The sequence below is a fragment of the Altericista sp. CCNU0014 genome (assembly GCF_044923475.1).
Lineage (GTDB): Bacteria > Cyanobacteriota > Cyanobacteriia > Thermosynechococcales > Thermosynechococcaceae > JAAURS01.
The window spans coordinates 5,183,152-5,195,741 of record NZ_CP137338.1 but is presented as its reverse complement, the minus strand read 5'-3'; the positions used below and the strand labels follow the sequence as shown (position 1 = coordinate 5,195,741).

General features: G+C 51.0%; 13 protein-coding genes. 10 read left to right on the top strand and 3 right to left on the bottom strand.

Annotated elements, in window-relative coordinates; genetic code table 11:
• The first annotated feature begins 9 nt into the window (after positions 1–9).
• Positions 10–519: a DUF4365 domain-containing protein gene (locus R6H26_RS24785; RefSeq protein ID WP_404786361.1), complete on the top strand. Its 510-nt coding sequence runs from the start codon at positions 10–12 to the stop codon at positions 517–519.
• Positions 519–818: a hypothetical protein gene (locus tag R6H26_RS24780; protein ID WP_404786360.1), complete on the top strand. Its 300-nt coding sequence runs from the start codon at positions 519–521 to the stop codon at positions 816–818. The genes R6H26_RS24785 and R6H26_RS24780 overlap by 1 nt, the downstream gene beginning before the upstream one ends.
• Before the next feature lie 78 nt (positions 819–896).
• On the opposite strand, the gene R6H26_RS24775 is transcribed toward R6H26_RS24780, so the two are convergent.
• Positions 897–1,052 (bottom strand): hypothetical protein, encoded by a 156-nt coding sequence (locus R6H26_RS24775; RefSeq protein ID WP_404786359.1) that lies wholly within the window; start codon positions 1,050–1,052, stop codon positions 897–899.
• A gap of 6 nt (positions 1,053–1,058) precedes the next feature.
• Here R6H26_RS24775 and R6H26_RS24770 point away from each other — a divergent pair, with 6 nt between their 5' ends.
• From R6H26_RS24770 to R6H26_RS24745, 6 genes are all read left to right on the top strand, one after another.
• Positions 1,059–1,334 (top strand): BrnT family toxin, encoded by a 276-nt coding sequence (locus tag R6H26_RS24770; protein ID WP_404786358.1) that lies wholly within the window; start codon positions 1,059–1,061, stop codon positions 1,332–1,334.
• The gene (locus tag R6H26_RS24765) at positions 1,297–1,575 is read left to right on the top strand and encodes a BrnA antitoxin family protein (protein WP_404786356.1); all 279 of its coding nucleotides are present in this window, start codon (positions 1,297–1,299) and stop codon (positions 1,573–1,575) included. Before R6H26_RS24770 ends, R6H26_RS24765 begins: the two co-directional genes overlap by 38 nt.
• A gap of 193 nt (positions 1,576–1,768) precedes the next feature.
• Positions 1,769–2,347 (top strand): hypothetical protein, encoded by a 579-nt coding sequence (locus tag R6H26_RS24760; protein WP_404786354.1) that lies wholly within the window; start codon positions 1,769–1,771, stop codon positions 2,345–2,347.
• Positions 2,348–2,578: 231 nt separating this feature from the next.
• Entirely contained in the window at positions 2,579–4,075 is a 1,497-nt protein-coding gene (locus tag R6H26_RS24755; RefSeq protein ID WP_404786353.1) for an FAD-dependent oxidoreductase, read from the top strand.
• Positions 4,076–4,657: 582 nt separating this feature from the next.
• On the top strand, positions 4,658–6,637 hold the full coding sequence (locus tag R6H26_RS24750; RefSeq protein ID WP_404786351.1) for a S8 family peptidase: 1,980 nt from the start codon (positions 4,658–4,660) through the stop codon (positions 6,635–6,637).
• Positions 6,638–6,670: 33 nt separating this feature from the next.
• On the top strand, positions 6,671–8,005 hold the full coding sequence (locus tag R6H26_RS24745; protein WP_404786349.1) for a hypothetical protein: 1,335 nt from the start codon (positions 6,671–6,673) through the stop codon (positions 8,003–8,005).
• Between the two features lie 124 nt (positions 8,006–8,129).
• Here R6H26_RS24745 and trpC read toward each other — a convergent pair whose 3' ends face one another.
• Together trpC and R6H26_RS24735 are read right to left on the bottom strand one after the other, a co-directional pair.
• Entirely contained in the window at positions 8,130–9,050 is a 921-nt protein-coding gene (trpC, locus tag R6H26_RS24740) for an indole-3-glycerol phosphate synthase TrpC (protein WP_404786347.1), read from the bottom strand.
• 194 nt (positions 9,051–9,244) lie between these two features.
• The gene (locus R6H26_RS24735) at positions 9,245–10,804 is read right to left on the bottom strand and encodes a cation:proton antiporter (RefSeq protein WP_404786345.1); all 1,560 of its coding nucleotides are present in this window, start codon (positions 10,802–10,804) and stop codon (positions 9,245–9,247) included.
• A gap of 125 nt (positions 10,805–10,929) precedes the next feature.
• Between R6H26_RS24735 and R6H26_RS24730 the strand changes: the two genes are divergently transcribed.
• Together R6H26_RS24730 and R6H26_RS24725 are read left to right on the top strand one after the other, a co-directional pair.
• Positions 10,930–11,928, top strand: coding sequence for a DUF389 domain-containing protein (locus tag R6H26_RS24730; protein WP_404786344.1), 999 nt, complete (start codon positions 10,930–10,932; stop codon positions 11,926–11,928).
• Between the two features lie 195 nt (positions 11,929–12,123).
• Entirely contained in the window at positions 12,124–12,573 is a 450-nt protein-coding gene (locus R6H26_RS24725; RefSeq protein WP_404786343.1) for a hypothetical protein, read from the top strand.
• The last annotated feature ends 17 nt before the right edge of the window (positions 12,574–12,590 follow it).

Here is a 12,590-nt window from a genome sequence, read left to right as displayed (position 1 = left end):
TAAGCGATCGTGCTCACTGACCAACATATTGCTGAAGCATTAAGCCGCGCCTACGTTCGGGCGATCGCTGGACGCGCTGCACTCAATTTAGCCATTCGAGAATATGACTACGGTGTAGACGGCAGCTTTGATGAGGTTGTGGTGCGTCAGAATCGTCGGGTTGAATCTGGCTTTTCCCTCAGTTTCCAACTCAAAGCCTCGACCCAATGGCAACTCGACGATACCCAGGTTGTCTATGACTTGGAAGCAAAGACCTACAATGATTTGATTCTCAGGCGCAGCATGAGAACCGCAACACCCTGTATCCTGATTTTGTTAGCCCTGCCCTTGGATTCCGCGCAATGGCTCATTTGTGAAGAAACACAACTCAGATTGCAAGGAACCTGCTACTGGGAATACCTCAGCGGTAGCCTCAGCGAAAATCGCCAGTCTGTGAGAATTAGAATCCCGCGATCGCAACGCCTCACCCCAGAATCTTTGCTAACCTTGATAGAGAATGTCAAAACAGGAGAATGGTAATGACCCCTGAAGTTTTGTCAAGTTACCCCCAAATCCAGGAACTTCACGTTGCTGAAGTGGTTAGCTATCTCCAGCAGAACCATTGGATGTCAGTCAGTCATCCCAGTCCACGCTTGCTTGTGTTTGAAAAAGGAGTTGACGATCGAGGTAAGCCAATCCAGATTGTTTTGCCAAGCAAGGATGATTATGAAGATAAACCATATTTGCTGGCTAAAGCAGTCAATCTTCTGTCTGTTTTAGAATCTGTACCATTTCAGGAGATTGTGAAGGCGATCGATGCGTCCGCACATGTCAGTTAGATTGCGATCGGCATAGCGCGCCGCATAATCCAAATGCAGCGGACGGAATAGAGAGGGTTGGTTGAGAGGCAGAGGATGCTAGCCGCTGCTGATTTGGGGCGTTCTGTCGTCTGCTTTATAGGTTGCGGCAGGATTTTGAAATCGATCGTGAATTGTTAAGACTTGAAAAACTGGGATTTTCCAATGGTTGTAGTTACAGATTGTAGCTACAATTGAGAGGGTTACGTTGGTCATTCGGCGATGGAGTTTGAATGGGATGAAGAAAAACGTCTCGCTAACCTAGACAAGCATGGCATTGATTTCCTCGATATTGAGGAAGTGTTTGACGGCGATATTGTTACGGTTGAGGACGATCGATATCGTTATGGCGAGCAGCGATTTGTAGCCTTTGGCTTGTTGCAAGGTCGAGTTGTCGCCGTTGTTTATACCGATCGCGGTGAGGTAATGCGGTTAATTTCAGTGAGAAAGGCAACCAAGTATGAGCAAAGAACCTATTACGCGCAAATCTCAAACTGATTGGGCTAGAGTGGATGCCATGACGGATGAAGACATTGATTTGTCAGATTGCCCGGAAATTACGCCAGAGCAGTTTGCGAAGGCAGTGGTGCAGCGAGGCGGTTTGCCGTCTGCGAAAAATAAAGACCAAGTGACGTTACGGATTGATAGCGATGTCTTGGAATGGTTTAAGCAGCAAGGTCGTGGCTACCAGACGCAGATTAATCGTCTGTTGCGAGCCTATATGGAAGCTCATCGATAAAGTGTTTTTCGCCGACAGAACAATTCGCAAGCACCAGGCCACCAAGGTATCATGCTTTTCAAGCGAAGCCAGTCTGCGGCTGGCGAAGCGACCCGTTATGTTGCTTAAGTTCTCGGTTGAAGAGTAGTACGTAATTCTGTATACAAGTATTGGGTTTAAGAAGCCTTGACAGTTACAACCATCAATTATTGAGATGACTATTCCGTCGAAAATTCTGGATTTCCTTCATCGAGGATGGGAGGTGGCAGCAGAGTTGCCTGTCAAAGATCCAGAGCAGCGGGCATATATTATGGTTATTCCTCAAGTTCCAAATTGGCACAAAAACCCAGAATTATGGGTGAAGAAGTCACAGGATGTGCAAGCCGGAAAGCCCATTCTCAGTACTTCAGATCTTATTCAAGGTTATGAAGTTCGATATTTACAGCATCAGGCTAAGTATACAGACACAGCTTGGGGATGGGATTACGATTTAGTTCTCGAAGATCCATCAACTCGTGTGCGTCGTGTGTTTATCCAAACGGAGGAGGAACTTGAATCTGAATTGATTGAATATTTAGTTCTCGAAGATCCATCAACTCGTGTGCGTCGTGTGTTTATCCAAACGGAGGAGGAACTTGAATCTGAATTGATTGAATGGTTAGGTGATTTGGCTATGTTCGCTATGATAGAAGTCTCTGAGCATTTTGATAGTAGCTTGGTTGGTAGCCCAATTACATCAATGCTAGACAATCAGGAATATCCTCATTTGTGGGAAGCAATAGATACAACATAAGAATCCACTTGCACCCGACCGTTTGGAGCCTTTTCGTTGAGTTCAAAAGGTTATTAGCGGCGGGTGAGGCGGAACGTTAGATGGCTCGATTCTGAAAAATTGATTGAGACTTTACCTGCTCTCTATTGCTGATGAATTGAGAAATTTCTGATAAGTCGCTAGGTTATATAAACAGGTCAATCTGCTCTGGCATCAAATTGTCTACACAAACCAGTCCTTTCGTTACTTTCAATGTTGAAATCTAATTCCCATCGCGTCGTAGTAGTGGGTGCAGGTTGGGCAGGGCTAGGTGCTGCCTATCATCTCTGCACGCAAGGTTATCAAGTCACGCTCCTAGAAGCAGGCGCATATCCTGGCGGACTCGTAGCAGGCTGGCAAACCGCCGAAGGTCGCGCCCTTGAAGCTGGGATTCATGGATTTTGGTACCCCTACCGCAATATTTTTGCCCTGGTAGACCGCCTCGGCCTCAAACCCTTCACAGACTGGACGCGCTCCACGCAATATTCTCCTGAGGGTGTTGAAGCCATTTCGCCCATTTTCCAAAATCTGCCGCGCCTGCCCATGCCCTTGGGTACCTTTGCCTATCCTCAATTTCCCCGCCTACCCCTCGCCGATCGCCTCTCTGCATTTCCTCTGATCCAAGCCGTCCTAGACTTCGACAACTCCGATGAAGCATGGCGGCGCTACGACAGCATCAGCGCCCGCGAACTCTTTCGCCAATACAATGTTTCGGAGCGGCTGTACCGCGAAGCCTTTGAACCCATGCTCTTGGTGGGGCTGTTTGCCTCTGGAGAGCAATGCTCGGCGGCGGCAGCTTTGGGAATGCTGTACTACTTCATCTTGGCCCACCAAAACGATTTCGATGTGGTGTGGTGTCGCGGTACAGTGGGGGAAAAAATATTTCGGCCATGGTGCGATCGCATCCAATCTTCTGGCGGCAAGCTCCTGACCCAGCGCCGCGTGACGGATGTGTGCCTCGACGAGACCGGACGCGCCAATGCGGTCGTCTGCGGCGATGAAGTTTTTGAAGCCGATGCGGTCATTTTTGCCGTGGGCATTACAGGACTGCAAAATATCGTGCGCAATAGCACCAGCCTGCGCCAGCGCACCGAGTTTACCAACGTCATGAACCTGGGTGCGGTGGATGTGCTCGCAACGCGGATCTGGCTCGATCGCAAGGTATCCATCCCCAACCCCTCCAACGCCTGCTTCGGGTTCCATCCCACCACGGGCTGGACGTTCTTCGACCTGAACGCCCTCCACGATGCTTATGCGGGCGAACCGGGCACTGTCGTCGAAGCAGATTTTTACCATGCCAATCAATTTTTGGCGATGGATGATGCCGATATCCTGAAGATGGTGCAGCAGGACTTGTCTACCTGCCTTCCTGCCTTCCGGGAGGCGAAGGTCGTGGATTACGGCATCGTGCGCCTACCCAGAGCCGTCACTCATTTTGCCCCTGGCAGCTATCGCTATCTATTACCCAGCACGACTAGCGTTCCCAATCTATTTTTAAGCGGCGATTGGATTGTGAATCGTCACGGGTCTTGGTCTCAAGAAAAAGCTTACGTAACGGGGTTGGAGGCTGCAAATCGGGTTGTCGCACAGTGCGGCCAAGGAACGCCTGCAAATATCATTCCTGTGGAGCCGGATGAAGCGCACGTCCAGGTGGGGCGATCGCTCTTGCGGTTTGCCCGCGCGCTACCCTTTGGGCCGTCTAGTATTTAGGTGCTGTAGTGAGGCAATCTCAGCAACTTTACGGCTGATGGTTTTATGTCTCTGGCAGCGTTGGATATTTATTGGCACATATGGTTTTGATTCCACTATAAATATTTACAATAAATATCTTGATATTTATTGTTCGGCTAGCTTCTTGCGATGAAGTCAAGTTGTAACGATGTTTATCGTCAAAGACGATCGATTTATAGTTCGATTCATATCTGTTGACTCCGCATAACACCAGCAATCCATCCTTTGCAAGCCAAGATGAAGTCGATTGCAGAGCTTTTTTAAAGCTCGATCGTGTAAAGATTATTTAATAAATGATTCGATTTAGCTGATGGATAAAAGGTAAAAATAAAATATTAAATTCAGTCTAAATGCTTTGGTAAGATAGACTGTGAATTACAGTCCGCTTAAACGACTGATAGGGCGATTGCTTTGTCGATCTCGTCTGTCTAAATATCAGAAAAGCCTGGACATGCTGATAAAATTGGTTGCGTCGGCTTGTACCTGCTTTTGGGATCCGTACAGCATGATTGGATGGCCTTTGTTGAATCAGCCTTCGCGCGCGTTCCTGCACAAACAATCATGACGAACTTTCAGCGTCTAAATTCTAACCGCAAACCACAACCATTCCGCCCCAATAAATTAGCGCGTTCGGTCATTGCGGTTCCCCTGCTAGAGCAAATCGAGCAGGAGCTTGACATTACACAGAAGGTTCTCAAACAATACCCCCAGCTGAACGAAACCCACAATACTGCAATTTTTCTGCGATCGAATTTTCCTGGCGATGCAGAAGCAGCATTGAAACAGATTCGCGATCTACTTCCTGAAGTTGCAGAAATTGTTGGTGCCAAGACAGCGCAAAGTTTGGATTCAACTCCAGTTGAAAGCGAATTTGTCAGCGGTGCTGTCGTTTTGGCTTCCCTTGAAGGCCCCGTAATTCGTCAGTTGCTGAGGATGGCTGCCGCCGATCGGCTATCTGCGGTAGAGCGAATCTGGCCCACGCGATTCACTGTGATTATTGACATTAATCTGAACTTCAATCCTTTTGAGATCGCCGACGATTTAGGTGGAAAAGCCAAGATCAAGCACCCCGACCAGCGTCTTCTGGCCAAAACCCTGATCCAACGCTATATCGATAAGGCAAAGAAAGCTGCTAAGGTGAACGACCCGGATCAATGCATCGATACGCTCAAAACCGAGATGAGCAATCAATATGTGTTTGCCACGCTGGAGGGTAAAGTTATCCAGAAACTGGTCGAGATCGACCAGAAAGAAGCCCAGAAGTTATGCAATCGGGCAAAACAAACACCGCAAAACGAAGATGTCGAGCAAGCCCTCAGACGGACGGGCGAGGCGACCGACCGAGCAATCGAGACCGTACCAGAAAGCGAGCGAGCGCGATTCCGCACCATCCATCATATCTGGCCTGATTTTGAGGTTCGCAGCTGCGTCACCCGCTCGATCCGCACGATTAAGGTGGATGCTGCCAGGAATTCCTTTACTGCATCGGGGGATGGGGTAACTTGGGCCGTGATGGATACTGGAATTGACGGCCTGCATCCCCATTTTGCGCTCCATAAAAACATTGACGTCGCCTCGCCGTACCATGCAGATTTCACCAATGCACCAGGGGGGCCAAGTCCTCTAGAGGATAAGTTTGGACACGGTACCCATGTCGCCGGAATTATTGCGGGCGAGCAGTTTTTACAAAAAGATTCTAAGGATAAAGATGCCGAGAAAAAGATGCTCGCCGTATCGCAGGAACTCGATGCCAACAATGAAACCACGACGATTCGCAAAATGACGCTGGAGGCGATTAGTGGTATGGCCCCCAAGTGCAAGCTCGTGAGTATTAAAGTACTCGATGAGTTTGGCATGGGGAATGCAAGCAACGTCATCGCGGCGATCGCCCACGTTCAGCGGATCAACGGTCACGGGCGCGACCTCAAGATCCACGGCGTCAACCTCAGCCTAGGGCATTCTTTCGATCCCAAATGGTTTGCCTGCGGGCACAGTCCCCTCTGCGTTGAAGTCAACCGCCTCGTCAAATCGGGGGTTGTCGTCGTGGTTGCGGCAGGCAACACGGGTTACGGCACCCTTCAAACCAATGAAGGCGGCAGCGACACTTGCCTCGACCTCACCATCAACGATCCCGGCAACGCCGAATGCGCGATTACGGTCGGCTCGACCCATCGCGACAGCCCGCACATGTACGGCGTCTCTTATTTCTCTTCCAAAGGTCCTACGGGGGACGGTCGCTACAAGCCCGACCTGCTCGCACCGGGCGAGAAAATTATTTCCTGTGCCGCAGCCAATAGCACGCTGGTCGCTGATGAATTTGGCGACCATGAATGCGCGTACTTTGAAAACAGCGGTACCAGTATGGCGGCCCCCCACGTCAGCGGTGCGATCGCCGCCTTCCTCTCCATCCGCAGCGAATTTATTGGAGAAGCCGAAAAAATCAAGCAAATTTTTACCTCAACAGCCACCGATCTGGGTCGCGATCGCTATTTCCAGGGCTTTGGGCTAGTGGATCTCATGCGCGCCATTCAATCCGTCTGATGTTTTTCAACACCTAAACCCAGGGGGTTAACCATGAACGATATCAAAGGCATTCCCTACAGTGCTGCTGAATTTGACAAAGAAGGCAAGCTTTTAAGCCAGCCAACGGTCCCGGCTGGCACCACAGACCTCATCGTCATGTCCCACGGCTGGAATAACAACCGCGATGAAGCCGAAAATCTGTACCGCAAACTTTTCGGGAACTTTGTCGATGTCACAGCCAACGATGCGGAAATCGCCCAACGCAAACTCGCGATCGTTGGCGTCATTTGGCCTTCCAAGAAATTCGACGAGTTAATGACGCAACCGCCTGCGGCCTTCAAAGTTGCAAGTGGGGCTGCGTCAGTCGGCGAGGGCGCGAACAAAGTAGCGTCGGAAGCGGCTATGCTTGCAGCCATCGATCGCGCCGCGCCGCTCTTCGACGACGAGGGTGACGAAGCGCGTTTAGCCGTGCTGCGCGAACTCGTCCCGAAGCTGGAGAGCGATACCAAGGCGCAGCAAACGTTTGTAGAAACGCTCCGCACCCTTCTCGACCCAGATGGCTCGAAAGCGAGCGAGCAGACCAAGGAAGATGCCGCTGCTGTCTTTTTCCGAGGGCCGGCTGATGTCATCTTTAAAAATGCAACGCAAGCGCCTGCTGCGGCACCGTTCACTCCTCCAGCAACCAGTCGCAAAGGCCCGAAAGATGCCTCTGGGCGAGCGGCTGCGGTTGGCAACGTCTTTTCCGGTGCTGCCAATGCGGTCAGCACGTTGCTCAATCTCACGACCTACTTTGAAATGAAGCAGCGCGCTGGAACCGTGGGGAAGAATGGCCTCGCCCCGCTCGTCGATCGGCTAGCAGGGCAGGTCGAGCGCATTCACCTGGCCGGACATAGTTTTGGCGGACGCGTGGTGACGGCGGCAGCTGCCAACTCTACGACAAATAAGCTGCAAAGCCTGGCGCTGTTGCAGGCTGCTTTTTCACACAACAGTTTCTCAAAGCAGCGCAACGGATTTTTCCGAAGTGTGGTGGATCGCAAGCGCGTTGTCGGCCCGATCCTGATTACGCATACCAAGAACGACAAGGCCGTCGGCTTGGCCTACCCAGCTGCGTCGCGCATCGGACAGGACAAAACGAGTGGCTTTGGCGATGCCGATGACGAGTATGGCGGTCTCGGTAGCAATGGGGCGCAGAAAATGGAAGTTGGCGAAATCTTCCCCAGTACTAAAGAGCTACTGCCGACTGGCCAGCCCTACTCGTGGCAATCGGGCAAGTTGCACAACCTTGAGAGCAGCAAGTTCATCGTCGATCCCCAGGGTGGCGATGCCCATGGTTGGATATTTGTACCCCAAGTTGCCTGGGCCCTCAGCCGCGCGATTGTCTCGTAGTGCCCTGGCGATATTCGTCTGGGCATTAGAACGCGCGACAACTGACTAGGGTGGGCGATCGCCACGGGAGCCTCGATTGGGCGGAGGCGATCGCCTTCTTCCTTTCCCGCATCTCTTCTTTGCCCTACTCTGCCCCAAACAAAACCGAGACTTTTGCTTTCATCCGCGCTTGTTCGCTGTCAAAAGCAGGCTCTGACGGATCTTCCTTGATTAAAGATTCGCCAATGAGAACTGCCGTTGCTCCTGCGTTAGCAACGGTTTGCACGTCGGCAGGCGTATGTAAGCCAGACTCGCTCACGATCGAGATTTCTTTCTCTGAAATAGCTTCCTGTCGCTGAGCGATCAGGTCGCAGGTGACATCCAAAGAAACCGAAAAATCCTCGAGATTGCGGTTATTAATGCCGACTAACTCAACCTCAGGGAGTGCCAAAACCCGATCCAGTTCTGCCAGGGTATGCACCTCAACCAAAGCAGTCATCCCCACGGACTTCGCGATTTTGAGAAAATAGGTCAAGTCTCGATCGGGCAAAATCGCCGCAATCAGGAGAACCGCATCGGCCCCTCGCGATCGCGCTAAGAAAATCTGATAGGGCGCTAGTACAAAGTCTTTGCACAACAGCGGAATCTGTACGGCTTGACGGATCTGCTTGAGGTATTCAAAGCTACCCTGAAAAAACGCCACATCGGTCAATACCGAAAGACAGCTCGCCCCAGCGGCCTCGTAAGCTCGGGCAATTTCAACTGGATTGAATGGTTCGCGAAAGACCCCTTTGCTGGGCGATGCCTTTTTGACTTCGGCAATGAGGGCGGGGGAGGTTTTGCCGCGACGCAGCGCCTCTAAAAAGTTTAAGGGCGCAGGCATATCGTTAAGCTGTTTGCGCAGCTCCGCCAGCGGCACGACCTCGCGCATTTTGTCTACTTCTTTGTCTTTATGCCAGACAATTTTTTCAAGAATGTTGCGCGGCTCTGCATCATCGGCTGTAATTCTGTAGCTTAAGGCTTCAACTGCAATGGCAGGGTTGGGGGGACGACGGCGGATTTGCATAATTCGGTTGGGTGACGAGAGATTGGGTTGAGTGGCACGCGCTCGGCGGGAAGCTCGCCCTCTGGCCTAGGCGATTCCCCTACGATCGCAGGGCGAAGGTCTGAGGACCAGTTTAGCAAGATAATGCAATGGTCAAACCCCCGTCGCAACCCACGCCGCTGTCTTTGCCGCTTCTTGAAAACGGCGATCGCCATTCATTTCTCTTCTGATGAAATATCTTTCTGGAGAAAAGGAGATAATTCCCGGTTTAGTCGTCCAGCCCGCACAAATTCAGCATAGGTATCTGCCTCAATGACCAGTAGTTCTGACCGGAATTGCTCGGCAGCAAACGCCCGTAAATCAGGATGCTCATCTTGTAAAGTCTCAATCTCTTCCTCCAGCCGCACCAGTTCTCCTTTAATCAAAGATTCCTGATAACGGTAGAACTCTGGCTCAATCGCCGGACGATTGCCAGACTGACCGAGGTGCTGTAACACCCGTTTCAATGCAGATAACCGGGCGATCGCTTCTGAAAATTGCTGCTGCAAAGGCTGATTCCCCAGCAGGTTGAGCCTCTCTAGAAGGGGTTTAATCGTCAATCCTTGTACCAGCAAGGTGAACAACACCACCCCAAACACAGTGGCGATAATTTTTTCTCGATCGGGCAAACTCACCGGGACACTCAACGCCAACGCAATCGACACCGATCCGCGCAGCCCTCCCCACCAAAGTACCGTTTGTTCCTTGAGCGGAATTGTAGACTCAGTGAAACGATTGCTCAAAGCGCTCAAGCTGTAAAGGGCGATCGCCCGTGTGACGATCATCGCAATCAGCGTAATGGCAACGATCGTGAGGTTTTGCCCCAGGATATTGAACCGAATTTGATCGCCAATCAGCAGGAAAACAATCGAGTTGACGAAAAATGCCAGGAATTCCCAAAACTCGCTGACAATAATCCGAGTCCGGGGGTTCATGCCAATCCGGGAACCAAAGTTCCCCAAAATCAAGCCCATCGTCACCACCCCAATTACCCCAGAACCTCCCAAATCCTCGACGATCAAATAGGTGCCGTAGGCCGACACTAACGTCAACGATTGCTCGACGAGCGGCAAGTCAAACCGTTGCGTCAGATAAGAGATGCCAAAGCCAATCAGACTGGCAACTGCAATGCCGATACCGACCACGCGCCCAAACTCAATCGCGGCTGATTGCAGGGATAAATCTGCTGTGCCCATGGGCAGGGCAACCAAAAAACTGAAGGCAACCACGGCCATGCCATCGTTAAACAGGCTTTCCCCTTCCATCAAAACGCTGAGCCGACTGCCGACACCCAGTTCTCGAAATAAGGCAATGACTGACACCGGATCGGTCGCAGACAAACTGGCTCCGATCGGCAGTGCTGTCGCGAGCGGCACGCCTGCCAGTTGATTCAGCCCCAGCGCGATACCTGCGATCGCGATCGTGACCCCAAACACGGCGTAGAGACCAATGGGCAATAGTTCCTGCTTCAGTTCTGACCACTTCAAGTTCCAGGCGGCTTCAAATAGCAGCGGTGGTAAAAAGATGGACAAAATCAGCGCTGGCGACAAATCCACCAGGCGCACATCCACAAAGGCCAACCCCAACCCCACAATCACCAGCAAGAGGGTGTAGGGGATCTGCCGAAACCAGCTAAAAATGCGGGGCAAGGTTGCCACACTCAAGGAAATCGACAGCACCAGCAAAAATTGCTTCAGGTTTGTCTCGATCGCCATTTCACTCAATGTCGCATCCATTGACTGCTGCCCTCCCAAGATCCAACCATCCCTATCTTCAACCCATCAGAACGCAAGCGCTACAATCACATGTGGGATGCTGGGCAGAAATGCAAGATGCTGGAATGATTCAGAGGAGGCAAGCTGTGCTGACCGATCTCCGCGATCGCTTCAGAGCTTTCAGACATCAGGGAAAGAGCTTGATTCAGTCGCAGCAGCTTCAAACAGGGTTACTGGCAGAATCCACGCCCGATCCCTCTTACCTGATTTTGATTATTAGTTCCTGTGCGATCGCCACCTTTGGTCTATTGTCCAACAGCACAGCGGTGATTATTGGCGCGATGATTATTGCCCCGCTGATGATGCCGATTCGGGGCCTTGCGTTTGGGGCGCTGGCAGGAAATATCGCGCTGTTTCGGCGTGGTTTGGTCGCAGTTGCTGTGGGGACTGCGCTGGCCGTAGCCCTAGCCTGGACATTGGGTCTGGTGGTCGGCATTTCTAACTTTGGCAGCGAAGTACTGGCGCGATCGGAACCTACGCTGCTGGATTTGGGGATTGCGGTCGCGGCAGGAGGCATCAGCGGTTACGCAAAAGTGCAGCCAAAAATCTCAGAGAGTCTTGCCGGAACAGCGATCGCAGTTGCCCTAATGCCACCCATTTGCGTGATTGGCTTAGGGCTGTCTCAGGCAAACTGGAACCTGAGCCAGGGAGCAATGTTGCTCTATCTCACCAACCTGCTGGGCATCACCCTATCTTGCATGGTCACTTTTTCACTGGCAGGTTATGCATCCTTTCGCCATGCCCGTAAAGCACTGGTTTGGATACTGACGTTTACCGCAATCCTGCTGATTCCTTTAGGGTTCAGTTTTTCCCGGCTGGTGAGGCAGGCACAGCTAGAAGCCAGTTTACGGCAGGCATTGTTAAATCGCACCATTACCTTTCAACGACTGGATCTATTGAGCACCAAGACGAACTGGTTAGCCAATCCTCCCGAAGTCCGGCTCAATGTGCGGGCTAGAGAACCCATTACACCCAGACAGGTTGCCCTTCTGGAATCGTTTGTGCAACGCGAGATGGGGCAACCTTTTACCCTAGTGTTTGTGGTTGGACAGGTCGAGGAAATCCGCCGAAAAGAAGCAAGCTAACGTCGCCATTTCTAGTTTGCCAATCCCAAAGTTGCTACTTATGGATGATTCAGTAAATCGAGGGATCTGTCATGATGGAGGACTGGATACTGATGCAAATCTAAAATTCCTTCGATTAAGAATAAATCATAGGAAAAACTAATAATTTAAAAAACGTCGATAAATTCTTATGTATTAAAGATTCTAATTCCGCTCATGAAAGTTAACGACCTAGACATAGAAGTGAATTCACCTAGTAGACTGCCTTGGCTAGCGCTGATCCTACTCTGGTTTGCCTATGCTCTGGTGGGGTGGAATCTAGTGGCTCACCACGTTATTTGGTTTATAGGTTTGTTGATCGTTGCTTTAGCGATGACCCTGTCTTGGGCTGGCAGCAGATGGATCGAGCAAGTCATTGAGCGTATTCCTAGCCTATTACTTCTGGCTTTAACAGCCAGTATCTCAGTAACGATAGCCTTTACATCGTCTCTGTTTTTACCACTTGCCCTTATTCCATTTCTCACCACCTTCTTGGCCTGGAATGAAATGCGGTTTTTCAATCTCAGTCAAATTCGTACATTTTGGGGTTTAATTGCGATCGCCGTCTTGGGTTTGAGCGTGGGAGAGCTTTTGGATCTTTGGGTGTTACCCAGTGCTCGATATTAAACGTATTTTGAGTTAAA

What these genes read in the sequence shown, in the direction of transcription:
- R6H26_RS24725 (WP_404786343.1), top strand. Translation starts at nt 12,124, where the DNA reads ATGAAAGTTAACGACCTAGACATAGAAGTGAATTCACCTAGTAGACTG.
- R6H26_RS24745 (WP_404786349.1), top strand. Translation starts at nt 6,671, where the DNA reads ATGAACGATATCAAAGGCATTCCCTACAGTGCTGCTGAATTTGACAAA.
- R6H26_RS24755 (WP_404786353.1), top strand. Translation starts at nt 2,579, where the DNA reads ATGTTGAAATCTAATTCCCATCGCGTCGTAGTAGTGGGTGCAGGTTGG.
- R6H26_RS24750 (WP_404786351.1), top strand. Translation starts at nt 4,658, where the DNA reads ATGACGAACTTTCAGCGTCTAAATTCTAACCGCAAACCACAACCATTC.
- R6H26_RS24775 (WP_404786359.1), bottom strand. Translation starts at nt 1,052, where the DNA reads ATGACCAACGTAACCCTCTCAATTGTAGCTACAATCTGTAACTACAAC.
- R6H26_RS24770 (WP_404786358.1), top strand. Translation starts at nt 1,059, where the DNA reads ATGGAGTTTGAATGGGATGAAGAAAAACGTCTCGCTAACCTAGACAAG.
- R6H26_RS24735 (WP_404786345.1), bottom strand. Translation starts at nt 10,804, where the DNA reads ATGGATGCGACATTGAGTGAAATGGCGATCGAGACAAACCTGAAGCAA.
- R6H26_RS24765 (WP_404786356.1), top strand. Translation starts at nt 1,297, where the DNA reads ATGAGCAAAGAACCTATTACGCGCAAATCTCAAACTGATTGGGCTAGA.
- trpC (WP_404786347.1), bottom strand. Translation starts at nt 9,050, where the DNA reads ATGCAAATCCGCCGTCGTCCCCCCAACCCTGCCATTGCAGTTGAAGCC.
- R6H26_RS24760 (WP_404786354.1), top strand. Translation starts at nt 1,769, where the DNA reads ATGACTATTCCGTCGAAAATTCTGGATTTCCTTCATCGAGGATGGGAG.
- R6H26_RS24780 (WP_404786360.1), top strand. Translation starts at nt 519, where the DNA reads ATGACCCCTGAAGTTTTGTCAAGTTACCCCCAAATCCAGGAACTTCAC.